This is a genomic window from Micromonospora arida (assembly GCF_042873195.1).
Lineage (GTDB): Bacteria > Actinomycetota > Actinomycetes > Mycobacteriales > Micromonosporaceae > Micromonospora > Micromonospora arida.
Window position 1 is genome coordinate 154,695 of the sequence record NZ_JBIALC010000011.1, and the last position, 17,506, is coordinate 172,200.

Below are 17,506 nucleotides of genomic sequence, written 5' to 3' on the forward strand. Positions count from 1 at the left end.
GAACGCTGAGGGCTCCATTGACAGAGAGGGAGAGTCATGCCACGTTGGGGTATCGCCACCGGCACCACGGCACTGCTCGCGGCGGTCGCGCTCGGCGTCAGCGGCTGCGGAGCCGCCGAGGTGGCCAGTCAGCCCGCCCGGGATGTCGCCGTCGAGGTCGCCGCCGCCATGGGGGTCGAGGGTCAGGCGCTGGCCGCGATGGGCTTCGACGCCGACGACCTGGACGTACTGACCGTCGCCGCACCGGCCACGCCGACGCCGGGTGCGTCCCCCAGCGCAAAGGAGAAGGCCCGGGAGAAGCGCGGCGAGGAGTGGCGCAAGCGCCGCCAGGCCCGCGTGCTGCTGCGCAAGAACACCCTGCACGGTGAGGCGGTGGTGAAGACGAAGGACGGTGGTACGCAGACCGTCGCCGTGCAGCGCGGCGAGGTGACCGCGATCGACGGCGACTCGATGACCGTCAAGTCCACCGACGGCTTCACCATGACGTGGACCTTCGGCGACGACCTGCGGGTGGTCGAGCGGCGGGCCACGGTGCAGCCGAGCGAGGTCAAGGTCGGCGCGACGCTCGGCGTCGCCGGCGCGAAGGACGGCGACAAGGGCGTGGCCCGGCTCATCCTCATCCCCCGAGCCAAGTGAGCGAAAGGGGGCCCTGGCCGACGCCAGGGCCCCCTTTCCCGGTGTCAGTAGACGCGGGAGCCGATGAAGTCGTCGTGACCGTAGCCGACCGGGTTGGCGGCGGTACGGGCCTCGAACGACCACTGCTGCCGGGTGCTGGTGGAGCAGGCGGCCAACCGCAGCCGGGGAGCGCCCGACGACGGGCTGTCGAACGCCACGCAGAGGTTGGTGGCGGCGGCCGGCTTGATCTGGTTACCGACGAAGACGAACTGCTGCGCGCCGGTGCCGTTGCAGTCGTAGATGTTGACCGCGGTGCCGGCCGTCATCGATCCGCCGGCGACATCGAGGCAACGGTCGTGGGACAGCTCCGAGTGCAGCGACCGCTTGGCCGAGTCGTACCAGAATCCCTGGTTGCGCCCGCCGTGGCAGCCGTACGACTGTTGGGCGGTGCCGTTGCGGGAGTCGTACCCCTTACCGTCGACGCAGGTGCTGGTCGCCAGGTTGCGCAACTGCTTGAACTGCATCAGGCCGGAATAGAGCACGCCGCTGCCGGTGCTGGCCGGGTCGACGCAGGTGGCCTGGTTCTGCCCGGAGTTCCAGAACTGGGTGATGCACTGGGCGAACATGCCGTGCCCGCGCGCGTTGGGGTGGAACGACTGCCGGGCGGCGTTCTCGTTCCAGATCCCGATCTCGATGTTGAGGCCGCGAACCGAGGTGTTGTCGGTGCACACCTCGTGGCCGTGGAAGAGCCGGCTGGCGTCCAGATAACGGGTGCCGGTCTGCGTGGCCGCCGCCCGCAGCGCCGACTCGAACAGCGGCACCGCCTTGTTCCGGGCGAACGCGGCGTCGGCCAGGTAGAGCAGGCAGCCGCCGGAGTACCAGCCGGGGAAGTTCGGGTTGTCCTCGACGTCCGGGCTGGCCGGGCCGGGGTACGACATCAGCACCAGCTCGTAGTCGGACCGCAGGTAGCCGGCCTTGGTCATGGTTTGCCGGATGTCGGTGAGGGCGTCGGCCACCGCGCGGCGACTGCCGTCGGTGCGGATCGTCCACTGGTCGGTGTAGTCGGCGTAGCAGGTGCCCTGGAGGAAGACCCGGCTGATGGCGCAGTCCGTGGCGACCGGGCCGAACTGGATCGTGCCGTCGCCGTTCGCGCCAACCACCACCCAGATCAGCTTCACGTGCGTGTTGCGCGCCTTGATCCCCAGGTAGTCGCCCTGGTTGAGCTCGTTGTGCTGGGTGGGGCCGCCGGCGATGAGGTTCCACGGGGTGGCACCGGAGCAGGCGATGTTGTAGCGCGCGTCCGACGGGATGCCGGTGCGGAACACCGCCTGGTCGTACGAGCGGTCGCACCAGTTGCCGTCCTGGTGGGTGCCGGGGACGTAGTTGCCGACGCCCTCACCGGAGATCTGACTGTCGCCCATGGTGATCAGCGCGGTGCGGCGTTGCTCGATCGGGCGGATGGCGGAACTGCCGTAGAGGGCGGTCGCCTCGGCGGCCCGGATGGCTTCGAGGTTGGCGGGGAGTGGTTGGACGCTCGGGCGGTCGGCGGCGGTGGCGGGGGTGGCCGGTCCGGCGAGCATCGGTAGGACGAGAGCGGCGACGGCGACGGCGAGGGTGATGGCTCGTCGTCGGGTCGCGCGTTCGGGCCTGGCGGGGATTGCAGGCATCGACGCACTCCTTTCGGCTCAATCGCGGGACGTCGATTGAGTTACCAGACGGTAACGTGCGGATCAACAGATGTGAATACGCCTCAGGTCCTTGCTCGCGGGATGCAGAACCGCCCGGATCGGACTATCCGGGCCCGCGGCTCAGCGAACCCCGACGGCGATTGGCCCTGCGCCCGGCGGCGGACGGTCGGGCTTCTGGCTCAGCGGCCCGGCGGCAGGGCATAACCGACGTAGCCGCGGAACTCCAGCCGCCAGCCGGCCGGGACGAGTTTGGCGCAGGCCGCCTTACTGCCGGTGCAGACGATCGCGTCGACCGAGGAGGGGTCGGCCGGCGGCCGTTCCGGCAGTACCGACTGCAACGCCACCAGGTCCGGTGAGCCGCCGTCGGGTTGCCGCAGCAGCAGCCACCACGGGTATTCCCAGTTGTCGTTCTGCTGCACCAGCCCGATCCGCCGCGCACCGCTGTCCTGGACCGCGGTCGCCGCCCAACGGAACTCGTCGGCCCACTGCGGGCGACGCAGGAACCGGGTGTCCCAGTCCGATGCGGTGAAGACCGAGCCAGTGCCGACCAGCCGGCGCGGGAAGCCGTACGACAGTGCGAGCACCCCGGCCAGCGCCGAGGTGGCCAGCACGGTGAGGGCGGCCACGGTGGCAACCGTTCGACGCCCACCCGCGCGGTTGCGCAGGAGAGCGTCCAGCCAGAGGCCGGCGAGGGGCACGGCGAGCACCACGGCGTAGAGCAGCAGCCGGTTGCCCCACGGCTGCCACTTGATCATCGCGGTGTGCAGCAGCACGGCGGTCAGCACCACCACGGCGTACGCCCGCAGTGACCCGGCCCGCTCGGGAGCGATCCGCCGTGGTCGGGCGAGCGCCATCACCGCACCGATCACCGCCAGCGCTCCGGCCAGCGGAAACGCCACCCGGTCCTCGTCCGGATACCAGGCCGGCTCCGGGAACAGCTCCCGCCCGAAGGTGATCGCCCGGTCCTGCGGGTCGACCCCGATCGCCTCGGCGCCGCTGATGATCACCTCGGCCGCAGCCCGACGCAGCGGCGCCAGCGGCGTGTCGAACGCGGTGTGCCCGATCCGCAGCGCGTTGACCACTATCGACGCCGGGTCGTGCCGCTCCATCGGGATGGACTCGCGCAGCCGGGGCGGCCCCAGTGGGTGCCCGAACTCGGCGGTCACCCGAGCCAGGAACGGGCCGACCACCACGGCCGCGACCAGCAGGATCAGCACCGAACCGCCGACCGTACGGGCCAGCCCACCGACCGGCCAGGACCGCCGGCCCCCACCGGGTGTCGCCGGGCCCACCGGTGTCGATTGATCGGTCCGGACCAGCCTCAACTGGGCCAGTCCCCAGAGCACCAGCAGCGGGCCGACCGCGATCAGGCCGCTGGTCTTGGTCACCGCGGTCAGCCCGGTGGCGGCCCCCAGCCCGAGCAGCGTGCCCCAGCCGGTCCGTCGACTCAGCCCGTCCAGCACCAGGGTCGCCGCGCAGGCCACCCACGCCGCGCAGATCAGGTCGGTCTGCGTGCTGGTCGCCTGGAGCACCACCATCGGCGTGGTCGCCAGCACGAACGCGGTGAGCAACTGGGCCCGCCGGCCGCCGCCGAGCTGTGCGGTGATCCGGGCGGCCACCAGGAGGCAGACCACTCCGGCCGCCCACTGCACCAGGTTGTGCAGGTGGTCCCCGCCGGTGAGCAGGCGCAGGTGCAGCAGCAGGTACTCGGCTCCGGGCGGGATGGTCACCTGCCGGTGGATGGCGGTGGGCCAGAAGTCCAGGTCGCCCTGGGCCACCCAGTGCTCAACCTTCGGCAGGTGGTACGTCTGCGAGTCGAAGTTGTTCGGCTCGGCCAGCAGCGCGACCAGCAACTCCACCAGGACCAGCCCGCCGACTGTGCCGGCGAGGAGCCGCTCACCCGGTCGGGCCGTACGCCACGCGTCGACCGCTGCGGCACGAAGCTCAGCGAACCCCCGACCAGCCCGGGTCGGCGCGGGGGCGGGCGCACCGCTCTCGGTGGCCGGGGCGGACACGTCGGGTCCGCCACCGGACACCACCGCGCCGACCGGCACCGGCCGCGATGCAGTGCTGACTGCCGGCGCAGCGCTGACCGGCACCGGTGCGGCGGCGGGCGGCCCCCCGAGGCGGGCCGCCCTTCGCCAGCTCAGACCGGCCGCCGCCGCGGCCACGACCAGGAAGAGCAGCCAGGCGACTGTGAACGCGCCTCGGGTCAGCGCGTGCGACGCGCCGAGCACCTCGACGACGAGCACCGCGTACGCCCCGCTGAGCAGGACGGCGCGCACCACGGCGAGCCGCAGCGGTGCGACCGCGCCAGCCTCGCGTGGCATCGCCGCGACGATGAGCAGGAGCACCGCGGCGGCAGGAACCGCCGCGAGCAGGGAGCCGGCAGCCGACATGGCGGGAAGTAAACACCATTGATCTGAAGCCGCCGCGCCGACTGCCCAGCAGTAGCGATACGTGGTAAACAAACCAACCAGGCTAGGCTATGTCCGACGTGTTGCCGCCACCGTGGAGATCCCCGTGAAGCTCTCGATCCTCATGCCGGTCTACAACGAGGAAGAACGCATCGCGGATGCCCTCAAGCAGGCATTGGCGGTGGACTATCCCTGCGAGATCGAATTGGTAGTCGTCGACGACGGCAGCCGCGACGGCACCGGCGAGGTCCTCGGTCGCGCCGACGACGCGCGCCTGCGGGTCATCACCCACCAGCGCAACGCCGGCAAGGGTGCCGCCATCAAGACGGCGGTCGACAGCGCGGAGGGCGACTACATGGTCATCCTCGACGCCGACCTGGAGTACGACCCGCAGGACATCCCCAAGCTGCTCGACCCGGTGCTCGACGGTCGTGCCACGGTGGTCTACGGCAATCGCACCTTCGGCAGCCACAGTGCCTACAGCTTCTGGTACGTGATGGGCAACAAGGGCGTCACGATGGCGGCCAACGTGCTGTTCAACTCGTACATCGGCGACCTGGAGACCTGCTTCAAGCTGATGCCGGTGGCGCTCTACCGGTCGCTGGAGGTGCGCTCGCGTGGCTTCGGCATGGAGGCCGAGGTGACCGGCAAGCTGCTGCGTCGCCGGATCCGGCCGTACGAGGTGCCGATCAGCTACCGCGCGCGCGGCCGGGAAGAGGGCAAGAAGATCACCTGGAAGGACGGCGTCGAGGCGATCTGGATCCTCGGGCGCGAGCGCGCTCGCCGCCGCCCCGCCGTCTCAGCCGCCAACTGACCCCAGGAACGCGCTGATCGACCGCCGCAGGCCGTCGGCGTCCAGACCATGCCACCGGGCGTGGTCGGCCGGATCGCCGTACCGTCGCAGGTCGGTCTGACCCACCCCGAGGGCGAGCAGCCGGTGCGGTACGTCCGCCAGGGCCCGGCTGACGAGCGCGCTCGACGTTCCCGCCAGGTACGGCTCGACCAGCACCACGTCGGTGTTGGCGAGCGCCCGCAGCCCGGGCGTGTCGAGCGGCCGGGGTGTGTGGGTGTACGCCACTGTCACGTCCATTCCCTCGGTCGCCGCCAGGGTGGGGTCGAGCATCGGTCCGACCGCCACCACGAGGGGCGCATTCGTCAGGCCCCGCCGAAGCACCCGTAGCCCTGTGGCGTCCGGGTACGCCTCGGCGTTGCGCTGCTCGGAGAGCCGCAGGTAGACCGGATCGTCGCTGGTCGCGGCGTTGCGCAGCAGCGGCGCCACCTCGTCCGGGTGGCCGGGCACCCGAACCGTCCAGCCGTCACCGAGCGAGTCGAAGAGCGCCACGTCCCCGGGTGACTGGTGGGTGCGGCCCTCAGCCGACCCGTCGTACGACGCGCCGACGCTGACCAGGACTGCGCCCACGCCCTGGTGGTCCAGATCCAACTTGATCTGCTCGTACGCCCGGTCCACCAGGAACGTCGCGTACGAGTGCGCGATCGGACGCAGCCCGGTCAGGGCGAGCCCGCCGGCCACACCGATCATCAGTTGCTCCCGGATCCCGACGTTGAGCACCCGGTCCGGGTGGCGGTGGCCGGCCGAGGCGAACTGGCTCGCCGAGATGTCGGCCAGCACCAGTGCGGTACGCGGATCCTCGTCGAGGAGCGCGGTGGTGGTGTCGATGAAGGCGGTACGCATGTCGGTCATCCCTTGCTCTCGATGCGGGCGACCACCAGGTGCGGGTGTCGTGGTCGGCCCCCGGTCAGCGCCGCGTACAGGGCTTCGTGGTTCCGGCCGTCGACCGTGTCGGCGGTCCAGCCGTTGACGGTGAACCGGCTGGCGATGCCACCGGCCCAACCGTGGCTGGCCGACGAGTTGTCGACCACGACCGCGGTGAGGCTGTCCAGGCTGGTCGCTCCCGCGTACGCGATCGCCTCGTGGTTGGATCCTTCGTCCAGTTCGGCGTCGCCGAGCAGCACGTACACCCGGGGGTTGAGCAGCCCTTGGGCGCGCAGGCCGAGCGCGGTGCCGACGGCCAGCCCGAGCCCGTGCCCGAGGGAGCCGGAGCCGATCTCGACCCCGGGCACCAGGAGTCGGTCCGGGTGGTGGCCGAGCCGGCTCTCCGGTCCGGCCAGGTCGTCGAGCCAGGCGTCGGGGATGAAGCCGTGCGCGGCGAGCACCGCGTAGTAGGCGGCGGGTCCGTGGCCCTTGGAGAGCAGGAACCGGTCCCGCTCCGGGTCGTCGACGGTGTCGGGGGTGACCCGCAGCACGCGGTCGTAGAGCACCTGGAGCACGTCGACGGTGGAATGGGCGCTCGGCGCGTGCTTCTCGTCGCCGGTGAGCCGTCGGATCAGCCCGGGCAGTCGGGCGCTGCTGTCGGTGGGCAGTGTGGTGGTCATGCCACTACTGTGTGAGTTGAAGTGCACTTCAACTCAAGGACCTGGTGATGCCGGATCTACTGACGATCGGTGAGCTGTCCGCCCGCTCCGGGGTGGCACCGTCGGCGCTGCGCTACTACGAGCGACTCGGGCTGATCCGCGCCGACCGCACCGGCGGCAACCAGCGCCGGTACGCCCGCGCCGAGCTGCGGCGGGTCGCCTTCATCCGGATCTCCCAGCAGGTCGGCGTCTCGCTCGACGAGATCCGGGAGGCACTCGACTCGCTCCCCGAGGCCCGCACCCCGAGCCCGCAGGACTGGGCGCGGCTCTCGGCGAGCTGGCGCAGCCGGCTGGACGAGCGGATCCGGCTGCTCACCAAGCTCCGCGACGACCTGGACGGCTGCATCGGCTGCGGCTGCCTGTCCTTGCAGCGCTGCACGCTCAACAACCCGGAGGACACGCTCGCCGGCGAGGGCCCTGGCGCCCGGCTGGTGCTGCCCCGACCGACGGACGACCCGACGCTGGCAGGCTCGCTCAACTGACGGCCACCCGGCAGGCTCGCTCAGCTGACGGCCACCCCGCCACCCGGCGGGCGGGTGAGCAGCACCTTGCCGAAGTGGTCGTTCGACTCGACGAGCCGGTGCGCCTGCGCCGCCTCGGTCATCGGCAGCCGCCGGTCCACGATCGGCCGGATCCGGCCCGCCTCGACCAACGGCCACACCTCGTCCCGTACGCCCTGGACGATCTCCGCCTTTTCGGCGAGTGGACGGGACCGTAGCGACGTCGCCGTGACGCTCGCCCGCTTGGTCATCAGCGCGCCAAGATCCAACTCGGCCTTGCGCCCACCCTGCATCCCGATCACCACGAGTCGACCGCCGGTGGCCAGCGCGGAGACGTTTCGCCCCAGGTAGGACCCGCCCATGATGTCGAGGATGACGTCCACGCCGCGCCCGTCGGTGACCCGCCGGACCTCCTCGACGAAGTCCTGCTCCCGGTAGTCGATCAGGTGTGCCGCGCCCAGCTCACGCAGCCGGGCGTGCTTGCCCTCCCGCGCGGTGGTCAGCACGGTCACGCCGAGGGCCGCCCCGAGCTGCACGGCGAACGTGCCGATCCCGCTGCCGCCGCCGTGCACCAGCAGCGTGTCGCCCGCGCCGAGCCGCGCCACCTGGACCAGGTTCGACCAGACCGTGCAGGCCACCTCGGGCAGCGCCGCCGCGTCGACCGGGTCGCAGGCCGGCAGCGGCAGCAACTGCCCGGCGGGGACCGCCACCCGTTCCGCGTACCCGCCGCCGGCAAGCAACGCGCAGACCTGCTGCCCGACCGCCCACCCGGCGACCTCCGCGCCAACCTCCGTGATCACCCCAGAGCATTCCAACCCGGGGTACGCGGGCGCGCCCGGCGGCGGCGGATAGTGCCCCTGCCGTTGCAGCAGGTCAGCGCGGTTGACCCCGCTGGCCCGCACGTCCACGATCACCTCGCCGGGGCCCGGCTCCGGGTCGGGCACCTCGGCCCAGACCAGCGCGTCGGGTCCACCGGGCTGGGGAATCGTGATGGCTCGCATGGGCCCAGTCTTCCTGATCCCAGCGGGTGCCGCAGGCGCACCCTCCAGCCCACAGTGGACACGGCAGACTGGCTGGCCGGCGCACCGGGGAGGGACGCCGGGCCGTCCGGAGCGAGCCGTGGCAGACTATGCGTGGCCGTACGTCCACGGGTGACGGCCAAGGAGGGTTCGCCTAGTGGCCGATGGCGCTGGTCTTGAAAACCGGTAAGGCAGCGATGTCTTCGTGGGTTCGAATCCCACACCCTCCGCCACCTTGATCCACTCGACTTCCAAGAAGTCGGGGTGTTACGGCCGCGCGGATGCCGCGACTTCCTGAATGTCGAGTGGATCTGGCGCGGGTGGGGTGGTGCCTGTCCGGCACCCCGCGTCCCGGTCACTCCGGCGGGTCGGTGGCCTGCCGCTCCCGGCGGATCGTCTCCTCGGCCAGTCGCTCGACCGCACGTCGGCGTTCGTCGGCGATGGCTCGTTCGTCCCGGCGGCGGAACGCGGTGACGACGGCTACCACGAAGTCCCGCCAGATGCCGGCCACGATGTCCCCCTGCGGAACGTTGCCCGAACTCAAACGTAGCTCCGCGAAACCACAGTCGGTCAGCGCGCGCTTCCGGTCGTCGAGAGGGCCGTGGCGGGGTAAGAAGGGGCTGGTATCTCCGCACATCGGAAGGACGCGTCCCCATGACCCTGGAACGACCGATCGCCCCGGACCCGTACGAGCTGCTGCCGACGGTGCCCTCGTTCACGCTGACGAGTGACGACGTGCAGAACGGCGAGCCGATGGACGCCCGGCACGCGCATGGCAGCACCGGGGGCGACAACGTCTCGCCGCAGCTGACCTGGTCGGATTTTCCCGCCGAGACGAAGAGCTTCACGGTGACCTGCTACGACCCGGACGCGCCGACCGGCAGCGGGTTCTGGCACTGGGTGCTGGTGAACGTGCCGGCCAACGTCACCCAGTTGCCCACCGGGGCCGGCGGCGCGGCGGGCACCGACCTCGGCGGGGCGTTCTCGGTCCGCAACGACTACGGCGAGCAGGGCTACGGCGGGGCGGCTCCGCCGCCCGGCGACCGCCCGCACCGGTACGTCTTCGCGGTGCACGCCCTGGACGTCGACCGCCTGGACCTCACCCCGGACGCCAGCCCCGCCTACGTCGGCTTCAACCTGACGTTCCACACCCTGGCCCGAGCGGTGATCCGCCCGACCTACCAGATCAAGGAATGATCCATACCCCGGCGATCTTGCACTTTCCGTCCCGACATCTTCGACATAAAGGGCGTAAGGACGACAGGAAGTGCAAGATCGCCGGGGCCGGGGCCGGGGCCGGGGCCGGGGCCGGGGCCGGGGCCGGTCAGGCTGGGACGCGGGCCACGGCGAAGACGGACTGGCCGAACGGCGGGAGGACGAGCTGCTCGGCGGCCTTGGTGGCGGGCAGGACGAGGGTGTCGTACACCTTGACCATCGGGCCCTCCTTCGGCATCAACCGGAAGACCTTGGTGGCCATGAAGTAGCCGATCAGCCCGAGCGCGTTGGCGTAGTGCATCTTCTCGATGGTCAGACCGGCGTCGGTCATCGCCGCCCCGAGCGTCTTCTTCGTGTAGCGGCGGACGTGCCCGGTGGCGATGTCGGCCGGGCCCATCGCGAACTGGAACGCGGGCACGATGATGATCACGGCGCCGCCGGGTCGGACCAGGTCGCGCATGCTCTGTAGCGCGCCCACGTGGTCCTCGATGTGCTCCAGGACGTTGTACGAGACGGCGGCGCTGTAGTCGCCCCGGTCGTTGTGCGGCAGCAGCATCTGGCGGACGTCGACGTTCGGACGGTTGGCCAGGCGCTCCTTGAGCTGCACCAGCCGGGCCGGGTCGGCCTCGGTGGCGGTGAACCGCGGGAGCCGCTCGGACCATTCCAGCGCGTAGTCACCGAGACCGCTGCCGATCTCGATCGGGTCGTCGCCGAGGTACGGCACGGCCAGTTCGATGAACCAGCGACGGTGGTTGACAGCGGTTGCCAGGCCTTCCAGCACCTCGGACTGCACGCGCTGATCCCCAGTGATTTCTGCCATGCGTCGATTCCTCACGATATGAACTCGACCCGTGCCTGGACCGACAGAGTGAATCATCCGCTGGGACGGCGAAAGAATCGGGGCATCGGGGTGGCCGAATTGTGGTCGGGGGGTGGGTTCGTGATCGGCGGTCGGCGAACCCGGCACATAGTACGGCAGTACCCCGAAACATGTCACGGCGGCGTCATGCGCTGACTACCCTATGAATTGTCATGACTACTCCTGAATCGGACGTGCCCAGCGACAGCGGCGGCCCGGCCGCCGCGCCGTCGGCGGAGGGGGCCTCCGGTGCGGTTCGGCCTTCCCGCAAGGGGGTGTGGGCCGATCTGGCCGCTGTGCTGAGCTTCGTGGCGCTCGGCTTCTGGATCACCTGTCGACTCTGGCTGGACCCGGGCAGCGATGTGCGGGACAACCAGTCCGATCAGTCGCAGTTCGAATGGATGATGGCCCACGGTGCGCGAGTGGTCACGCACTTTGCGTATCCGTTCCATTCCAATCAGATGAACGTCCCCGACGGCGTCAATCTGATGGCCAATACGTCCGTATTATCCATTTCATTGCCAATGACGCCGATCACCCTGCTGTTCGGGCCGCGAGCGTCATTTCTGGTCTTTCTCACCGCCGGGATGATTGCCACGGCCACGGCCTGGTATTTCCTGCTCTCCCGGGTCCTGATCGGCAGTCGGGGGCCGGCGTGGCTGGGCGCCGGCTTCTGCGCGTTCGCGCCGGCCATGGTGTCGCACGCCAATGGGCACCCGAACATCGTGTCGCAGTTCGTCGTCCCGTTGATCATTTGGCGCACGCTGCGACTCGGTGAACCGGGCCGCTGGCTGCGCAACGGGGTCCTCCTCGGGCTGGTCATCGTCTGGCAGGCGTTCCTCAACCTGGAGATCCTGCTGATGACCGCGATCGGGCTCGGCGTGATCGTCGGCGTGCTCGCCGTCGGCCGCCCGGATCTACGGTCGCGGGCCCGATCCTTCCTCGCCGGGCTGGCCGTCGCCGCCGGGGTCGCCCTGCTCCTGCTCGCGTACCCCCTGTACGTCCAGTTCTTCGGACCGGGCGCGTACTCCGGGCTGTCCCGTCTGATCCGTGGCTACTCCAGCGACGTGGCCTCGTTCGTCGCGTACTCCCGGGAGTCACTTGCCGGTAGCGCGCGCACCGCCGCGGGCCTGGCCAAGAACCCGACCGAGGAGAACAGCTTCTTCGGCTGGGCGCTGGTGGTGCTGGTGATCGCCCTGGTCTGGTGGCTGCGCCGCTCGATCGTGGTGCTCGCGCTGGCCGCGCTCGGGTTGCTCTTCGCGGTGCTCTCGCTGGGTCGGGAGGTCCGCTTCGACAACCGGGGTACGGGTGTGCCGGGCCCCTGGGCGGCGCTGGAGAACCTGCCCATCCTGCACTCGGTGGTGCCGACACGCTGGGCGTTGGCGATCACACCGATCATCGGGCTGCTGCTCGCCTACGGGGCCGAACGTGCCCGCGAGTTGGCCGAAGCGCATCCGGCCGCCCGGGGGCAGGTCCGTTTCGTCACCGCCACCGTGCTCACCATGGCCCTGTTGCCGATCGTCCCCACCCCGCTGCCCGTGGCCCGCCTCGACCCGGTCCCCAGCTTCGTGACCAGTGGGGCCTGGCGGCCGTACGTGACCGGTGGGCGCAGTGTGGTGACCCTGCCGTTGCCGGACACGACCTACGCCGAGCCGCTGCGCTGGTCCGCGGCGACCCGGCTGGACATGCCGCTGGCCCGTGGCTACTTCCTCGGCCCGGACACCCGCCCGAACGCCGATCCGCCGAAGGTCGCGTTGTTCGGTGCGACTCCCCGCCCCACCAGCAGTTTCTTCGCCACCATCCGGCGCACCGGGGCGGTGCCGCCGATCACCCCGCAGAGCCGGGTCCGAGCGGTCGACGACCTGCGCTACTGGCGGGCCGGGGTGGTGATCCTCGGGCCACACGAGCACGAGGCCGCGCTGCGCCGGGGCATGACCGAGCTGACCGGGATCCAACCGGTCTTCACCGGCGGGGTGTGGGTGTGGGACGTCCGGTCACTGACCGACTGAGCAGTAGCGCGGCCGGCCTAGCGGACGCAGCAGCCCTGGCAGACCTTCGGCCGGGGCAGGGTGAAGGCGAGGCAGCAGGTGCGGCGCTGCACTGTCGGCTCACCGGTCGGCCCCGGCACCAGCTCGATCAGGTCGGCCAGGTCGAGTGCGCCGAGCAGGGTGTCGATGCTCTGCACCGTGGAGCCGGGCAGGGCGTCCGCGGCCCGCAGGATGCCGTGCGCGATGCCGGAGGCGACCGAGCCGAGCAGCGTCCGGGTGCCCACCCGGACCTCGGACTGGATCGCCGTGATGAGGGGCGCCAGGTGAGCGTCGAGCAGGGACGCGCGCAGTGCGGCCAGCAGCTCCGCCTCGTCGGCGACGACCCGCACCTCCGGCAGGCCGGCCAGCGCCAGCGGATCGTTCGGCAGCACCGCGACGGTGGTGCCTCGGCGCAGGCCCATGGTGAGCAGCTGCCGATGGTCCTCGAAGTGGATCAGCAGGTCGGCCGGATCGAGCAGGGGCACCCGCCGGGCGGAGGCCCAGCCGAGCACTACCGGCAGTGCCGCCCAGTAGCTGTAGGACTTCCAGGCCAGCGCCGCGCAGGCGTGCGGGGTGCCGCCCCAGCGGACGGCGGCGCCGTTCAGCAGCTCCGGCAGTCGGCTGCCGTCGATCAGGGTGGTGGCGGGCGCCCAGCCGAGCTCGTCGTCGACCAGCAGGCCCCGGGCGAGGCCGGGGAGGTCGTCTGTGCCGAACATGGCCCGGAGCGCCGCGGTGACGGGGGCGAGCGGCGTGGTGGTGGCCTCCCGCCGTGGCATCACCGCTGTCACCTGAGTCGTCCCCTGTCCGTGTGACCGAGGAGTGCGCCCCGGCGGACGAACCAGTGCCGTCCTGAGCTAAGGCTAGCCTAACCAAGCCCCTGCCCGTAAGGGAAGCCTCACCTTGGTCACATCCCAGACGCCCAGGTCGCCCCGTGTTCAACGGGAGTAGCGCTTCGCGTACTACCCGGAGTCAGTGCTGGGAAACGCCGCCGCACAATCGATGGCCATCGGTGCATTGTCAAGCGGTGTGTCGAAAACATGCCACTTGCGTGTGTGCTCGCGCACGGAACGTGAAAACTTATAGCCCCGGCCACGAGGAAGCCGATGACGACCTCCCCCCTCGAACGGGCTGCCGACTCCTTCGCGGCCGAACTCGCCCGGCAACGGACCGGGCGCGGGCTGTCCAAGAAGCAACTGGCCGTCCTGATGGGGTTCGACCCGTCCTACGTGAGCCACGTCGAGGGGCGCCGGCACCGCCCAACCGAGGACTTCGCCCGTCGCGCGGAGGCCGTCCTGGAGGCCAGCGGCGCGATCTGGCAGCGCTTCCGGGAGTACGACGACCTACGGCACGCCCGGTCGGGTCAGCCGCACCGCGAGCCGTACCTGCCGGGACAGTGGCTGCCACCCGGCACCGGCCTGGTCGTGGAACGGGAACTGGCCACCCTCACCCACGCCGACGACGGCTACCGGTGCGTCATCCACCGTGAGCTGTACAACGCCGGCACCGAGCCGGTCACCCGCTACCTCGTCCGGGTCGCCGTCGACCGCTATCCGAACGACCCCGGCCGCTCCAACCGGCACCATCGGGAGCACCCCCTCACCTTCGCCGAGCTTCAGATACAGGCCCGTCGGGACGACGGCGGCGGAGATCCGGAGCCGATGCACTGGCGAGCCAAGCACGATCGGGACGCGTTCAAGGAAATCTGGCTGCTCTTCGAGAACGGGGAGCGACGCTTCCCCCTCTACCCGGGCGACCGGGCAACCATCGAATACGCGTACAGCGTCGGGCCCGAAAAGTGGGGCCCCTGGTTCCAGCGAGCCGTCCGACTGCCCACCCGGCAGCTCGCCGTACGCCTGGACCTGCCTGCGGCCCTCGACCCGCAGGTCTGGGGCGTGGAGACCTCGCTCAGCGCGGAGGAGGGCCCGCTGCGGACGGCGCCGCAGCGTCACGACGAGGGCGACCGGGTGATCTACGACTGGCAGACCGACGACCCCCCGTTGAACGCCCGCTACCGGATGCAGTGGCGGTTCCGTGCCCGCCCCGACACCGAACCGGACATCGGCCCCGGCGGCGCCCGGGTCCGACCCAGCGACCGGATGCGCGGCCTCGGCATCGTGCAACGCGGGGACGACCTGCTCCGCCAGCGGGCCCGCCCGTTCGACCTGCCCGGGGAGGAAGACGTCGCCCGGGACGTGGTCGACCGGCTCACCATGGCCCTGGCCCGGCTCGACGAGCTGCACCCGTTCAGCAAGGGAGTGGGCGTCGCCGCGTCGCAGTTCGGCATCGGCCGCGCGGCGGCCGTGGTGCGGCCCCCCGACCGGTCGGCGGAGCCCGTCGTGCTGCTCAACCCCCGGGTGGTCGACGCCGACCCGGAGACCGACGAGCAGTACGAGGGCTGCCTCTCCTTCTTCGACCACCGGGGTCTGGTGCCCCGGCCGCTGCGCCTGGACGTGGAACACGCCCAGTGGGACGGCAGCCGGATCATCACGTCGTTCGAATTCGGCATGGCCCGGCTGGTCGCGCACGAGATCGACCACCTGGAGGGCCGGCTCTACGTCGACCGGATGGCACCCGGCGTGCCGTTGGTGCCGGTGGAGGAGTACCGCGAGACCGGGCGCCCCTGGCGCTACTGAACAGGAAGGGACCGGGGCGCGTGCCCCAGGGGGCAGGGGCACGCGCCCCGGTGTGGGGGGAGGAACGTCTAGAGGTCACCGAAGGTGTCGTAGCGGATGTGCGGCGGCGGCACGTTGTCCGCGGCGAGCACCCGCAGGGTGGACCGGACCATCCGGGCGGCACCGGAGACGTAGCAGTCGTGCGTGGTCCACGGGCCGTACCGGGCCACCACCTCCGGAATCTCGCCCTGCTCGCCGTCGAAGTCCGGATCCTCACTGCACGCCGCGGTGACCGACAACCACGGGTGTACGGCCACCAACTCCTGCAACCCGTCCAGGCCGTACAGGTCGGCCGCCTGCCGTGCGCCGTAGAAGACGTGCACCCACCGGGTCCGGTTGAAAGTGGCCAACTCCTCCACCAGCGCCTTGATCGGCGCCAGCCCGACGCCGCCGGCCACGCAGAGGATGTCCCGTTCCGAGGCGCGGTCCAGGGTCATCGACCCCATCGGCGCCGCCAGGCGGATCAGGTCACCCGGCCGCACCCGCCGCACCAGGGCGCCGGACACCCAACCGGCCCCCGGAGACCGCACGTGGAACTCCAGCACGTTGTCGTCGTTCGGGGCGTTCGCCACCGAGTAGTTGCGCCACACCCGGGGGTGGTAGCGCGGCACCTCCAGGCTCACGTACTGCCCCGCCTGCCAGCGCAGCGGATGCTGCAACGCCCGGCAGGTCAGCACGGCGGTGTCCGGGCCGTACCGCTCGTGGGTCAGCACCTCGGCGTGCCAGAACGGCGGGTCGTCGTCGGAGGCGGCGCCGGCCACCATCAGGGCGGCGATCGCCGCGTACGCCTCCCGCCACGCCTGGTCGTACTCCAGGTTCCAGCCGTCACCGGCGGTGCTGCGCAGCGCGTCCAGCAGCGCGACGCCCATCGTGGCGTAGTGCCGCTCGTCGACGTGGTACTTGCGATGGTCGCGGCCCAGCGCCCGGAGGAACTCGTCGAAGCTCTCCGGGTCGTCGACCGTGTGGATCGCCGTGATGATCGCTTCGAGTAGACGGTCGCCCTGGCCGGTCATCTGCACCGGGAAGAGTTGCCGCAGGGCGGGGTCGAGCAGGAACAGCCGAGCGTAGAAGTGACCGCTCAACCGGACCCGGTCGTCCTCGACCAGGGTCCAGCTCTCCTTCAGCAACCGCGCGAGGTTGTCCACGGACGCTCCTTCTCCAGACGACAACGGATCGGGCGCCCATAGAATCTCCACGGAGAGTGTCGACTGGTCGCACAGAATGTGCGATCGGCTCATGGTGGCCGGTCGGCCATGTCACCGGTGCCGTACGTCGGGCAGAGTGGTGCGGTGACCGTTGAGCTGACCCGCCCGGTGTCCCGCCGACTGTTGGGCACCGAGACGCTGCTGGTCCTCGGCCTCTCCCTCGGCCAGTCCGCGATCTACGCGGTGGTGTCGATCATCGCGAAGTTGACCGCCGACGGTCCGCTCTCCAAGCAGACCGCCTCGCTGAACACCTCGGCTTCGGCCCGCCCCTGGCTGGACCTCACGTACCAGCTGCTCGGCATCGTGTTTGCGCTGCTGCCGGTGCTGCTCGCCGTACACCTGCTCACCCGTGACCCCGGCGACCCGGCGCGGACCCTCGGCCTGGACGCCCGACGGCCCGGTCAGGACGTGGCCCGCGGTGCCGGCCTGGCCGCGCTCATCGGCCTACCCGGGCTGGCGTTGTTCTGGGTTGCGGCCCACCTGGGCCTCAACGCCACGCTGGTGCCAGCCGCGCTGCCGGACGTCTGGTGGGCGGTTCCGGTGCTGATCCTCGCCGCCGTGCAGAACGCCGTGCTGGAAGAGGTGATCGTGGTCGGTTACCTGGTCACCCGGCTGCGCCAGCTCCAGTGGCGGCTGGCCGCGATCATTGCGGCCAGCGCGCTGCTGCGCGGCTCGTACCACCTGTACCAGGGCTTCGGCGCGTTCGTCGGCAACGCGATCATGGGCGTCGTGTTCAGCCTCTTCTACCTGCGTACCCGGCGGGTGATGCCGCTGATCATCGCGCACACAGTGCTCGACGTGTTCGCCTTCGTCGGCTACGCGCTGCTGCCCCGGGAATGGTTCGACTGGCTCTGAC

16 protein-coding genes and 1 tRNA gene are annotated in these 17,506 nt (G+C 70.8%); 8 read left to right on the forward strand and 9 right to left on the reverse strand.

Features of this window, described 5'->3' with window-relative positions; translation table 11 throughout:
- Nucleotides 1-36: 36 nt before the first annotated feature.
- Entirely contained in the window at nt 37-636 is a 600-nt protein-coding gene (locus tag ACFYP0_RS26820; RefSeq protein WP_356975432.1) for a hypothetical protein, read from the forward strand.
- 44 nt (nt 637-680) lie between these two features.
- Here ACFYP0_RS26820 and ACFYP0_RS26825 read toward each other — a convergent pair whose 3' ends face one another.
- Both ACFYP0_RS26825 and ACFYP0_RS26830 read right to left on the reverse strand, forming a co-directional pair.
- Nucleotides 681-2,282 (reverse strand): ricin-type beta-trefoil lectin domain protein, encoded by a 1,602-nt coding sequence (locus tag ACFYP0_RS26825; protein ID WP_356975430.1) that lies wholly within the window; start codon nt 2,280-2,282, stop codon nt 681-683.
- Between the two features lie 200 nt (nt 2,283-2,482).
- On the reverse strand, nt 2,483-4,702 hold the full coding sequence (locus ACFYP0_RS26830) for a glycosyltransferase family 39 protein (RefSeq protein ID WP_356975428.1): 2,220 nt from the start codon (nt 4,700-4,702) through the stop codon (nt 2,483-2,485).
- Nucleotides 4,703-4,826: 124 nt separating this feature from the next.
- Between ACFYP0_RS26830 and ACFYP0_RS26835 the strand changes: the two genes are divergently transcribed.
- A complete protein-coding gene (locus ACFYP0_RS26835) occupies nt 4,827-5,534 on the forward strand; it encodes a glycosyltransferase family 2 protein (protein WP_030487790.1) in 708 nt (235 codons plus the stop codon).
- On the opposite strand, the gene ACFYP0_RS26840 is transcribed toward ACFYP0_RS26835, so the two are convergent.
- Nucleotides 5,520-6,413 carry a transketolase family protein gene (locus ACFYP0_RS26840; RefSeq protein ID WP_356975425.1) on the reverse strand — a complete coding sequence of 298 codons (894 nt, stop codon included), beginning with the start codon at nt 6,411-6,413 and terminating at the stop codon, nt 5,520-5,522. The two genes, ACFYP0_RS26835 and ACFYP0_RS26840, sit on opposite strands and share 15 nt — an antisense overlap.
- Before the next feature lie 5 nt (nt 6,414-6,418).
- The gene (locus ACFYP0_RS26845; RefSeq protein ID WP_356975423.1) at nt 6,419-7,114 is read right to left on the reverse strand and encodes a transketolase; all 696 of its coding nucleotides are present in this window, start codon (nt 7,112-7,114) and stop codon (nt 6,419-6,421) included.
- A 47-nt stretch (nt 7,115-7,161) separates the two neighbouring features.
- Between ACFYP0_RS26845 and soxR the strand changes: the two genes are divergently transcribed.
- Nucleotides 7,162-7,635 carry a redox-sensitive transcriptional activator SoxR gene (gene soxR, locus ACFYP0_RS26850; protein WP_112583829.1) on the forward strand — a complete coding sequence of 158 codons (474 nt, stop codon included), beginning with the start codon at nt 7,162-7,164 and terminating at the stop codon, nt 7,633-7,635.
- A gap of 20 nt (nt 7,636-7,655) precedes the next feature.
- On the opposite strand, the gene ACFYP0_RS26855 is transcribed toward soxR, so the two are convergent.
- A complete protein-coding gene (locus ACFYP0_RS26855; protein WP_356975420.1) occupies nt 7,656-8,654 on the reverse strand; it encodes an NAD(P)H-quinone oxidoreductase in 999 nt (332 codons plus the stop codon).
- 161 nt (nt 8,655-8,815) lie between these two features.
- Between ACFYP0_RS26855 and ACFYP0_RS26860 the strand changes: the two genes are divergently transcribed.
- Nucleotides 8,816-8,905 (forward strand) — tRNA-Ser (locus ACFYP0_RS26860).
- A 122-nt stretch (nt 8,906-9,027) separates the two neighbouring features.
- On the opposite strand, the gene ACFYP0_RS26865 is transcribed toward ACFYP0_RS26860, so the two are convergent.
- Entirely contained in the window at nt 9,028-9,216 is a 189-nt protein-coding gene (locus ACFYP0_RS26865) for a hypothetical protein (RefSeq protein WP_356975418.1), read from the reverse strand.
- 110 nt (nt 9,217-9,326) lie between these two features.
- Between ACFYP0_RS26865 and ACFYP0_RS26870 the strand changes: the two genes are divergently transcribed.
- The gene (locus tag ACFYP0_RS26870) at nt 9,327-9,869 is read left to right on the forward strand and encodes a YbhB/YbcL family Raf kinase inhibitor-like protein (protein ID WP_355495657.1); all 543 of its coding nucleotides are present in this window, start codon (nt 9,327-9,329) and stop codon (nt 9,867-9,869) included.
- Nucleotides 9,870-9,996: 127 nt separating this feature from the next.
- Here ACFYP0_RS26870 and ACFYP0_RS26875 read toward each other — a convergent pair whose 3' ends face one another.
- Nucleotides 9,997-10,707, reverse strand: a complete 711-nt coding sequence (locus ACFYP0_RS26875) for a class I SAM-dependent methyltransferase (protein ID WP_357005997.1) — start codon at nt 10,705-10,707, stop codon at nt 9,997-9,999.
- Between the two features lie 212 nt (nt 10,708-10,919).
- Between ACFYP0_RS26875 and ACFYP0_RS26880 the strand changes: the two genes are divergently transcribed.
- The gene (locus ACFYP0_RS26880; RefSeq protein WP_124854448.1) at nt 10,920-12,755 is read left to right on the forward strand and encodes a hypothetical protein; all 1,836 of its coding nucleotides are present in this window, start codon (nt 10,920-10,922) and stop codon (nt 12,753-12,755) included.
- Nucleotides 12,756-12,772: 17 nt separating this feature from the next.
- Here the strand turns inward: ACFYP0_RS26880 and ACFYP0_RS26885 are convergent, their stop codons facing one another.
- Complete coding sequence (locus ACFYP0_RS26885) at nt 12,773-13,549, reverse strand: IucA/IucC family C-terminal-domain containing protein (protein ID WP_124854447.1); 777 nt, start codon at nt 13,547-13,549, stop codon at nt 12,773-12,775.
- Nucleotides 13,550-13,876: 327 nt separating this feature from the next.
- Between ACFYP0_RS26885 and ACFYP0_RS26890 the strand changes: the two genes are divergently transcribed.
- Entirely contained in the window at nt 13,877-15,406 is a 1,530-nt protein-coding gene (locus tag ACFYP0_RS26890) for a peptide deformylase (protein WP_124854446.1), read from the forward strand.
- 68 nt (nt 15,407-15,474) lie between these two features.
- Here the strand turns inward: ACFYP0_RS26890 and ACFYP0_RS26895 are convergent, their stop codons facing one another.
- Nucleotides 15,475-16,590 carry a globin domain-containing protein gene (locus ACFYP0_RS26895; protein ID WP_124854445.1) on the reverse strand — a complete coding sequence of 372 codons (1,116 nt, stop codon included), beginning with the start codon at nt 16,588-16,590 and terminating at the stop codon, nt 15,475-15,477.
- Nucleotides 16,591-16,734: 144 nt separating this feature from the next.
- Between ACFYP0_RS26895 and ACFYP0_RS26900 the strand changes: the two genes are divergently transcribed.
- Entirely contained in the window at nt 16,735-17,505 is a 771-nt protein-coding gene (locus ACFYP0_RS26900) for a CPBP family intramembrane glutamic endopeptidase (RefSeq protein WP_124854444.1), read from the forward strand.
- The last annotated feature ends 1 nt before the right edge of the window (nt 17,506 follow it).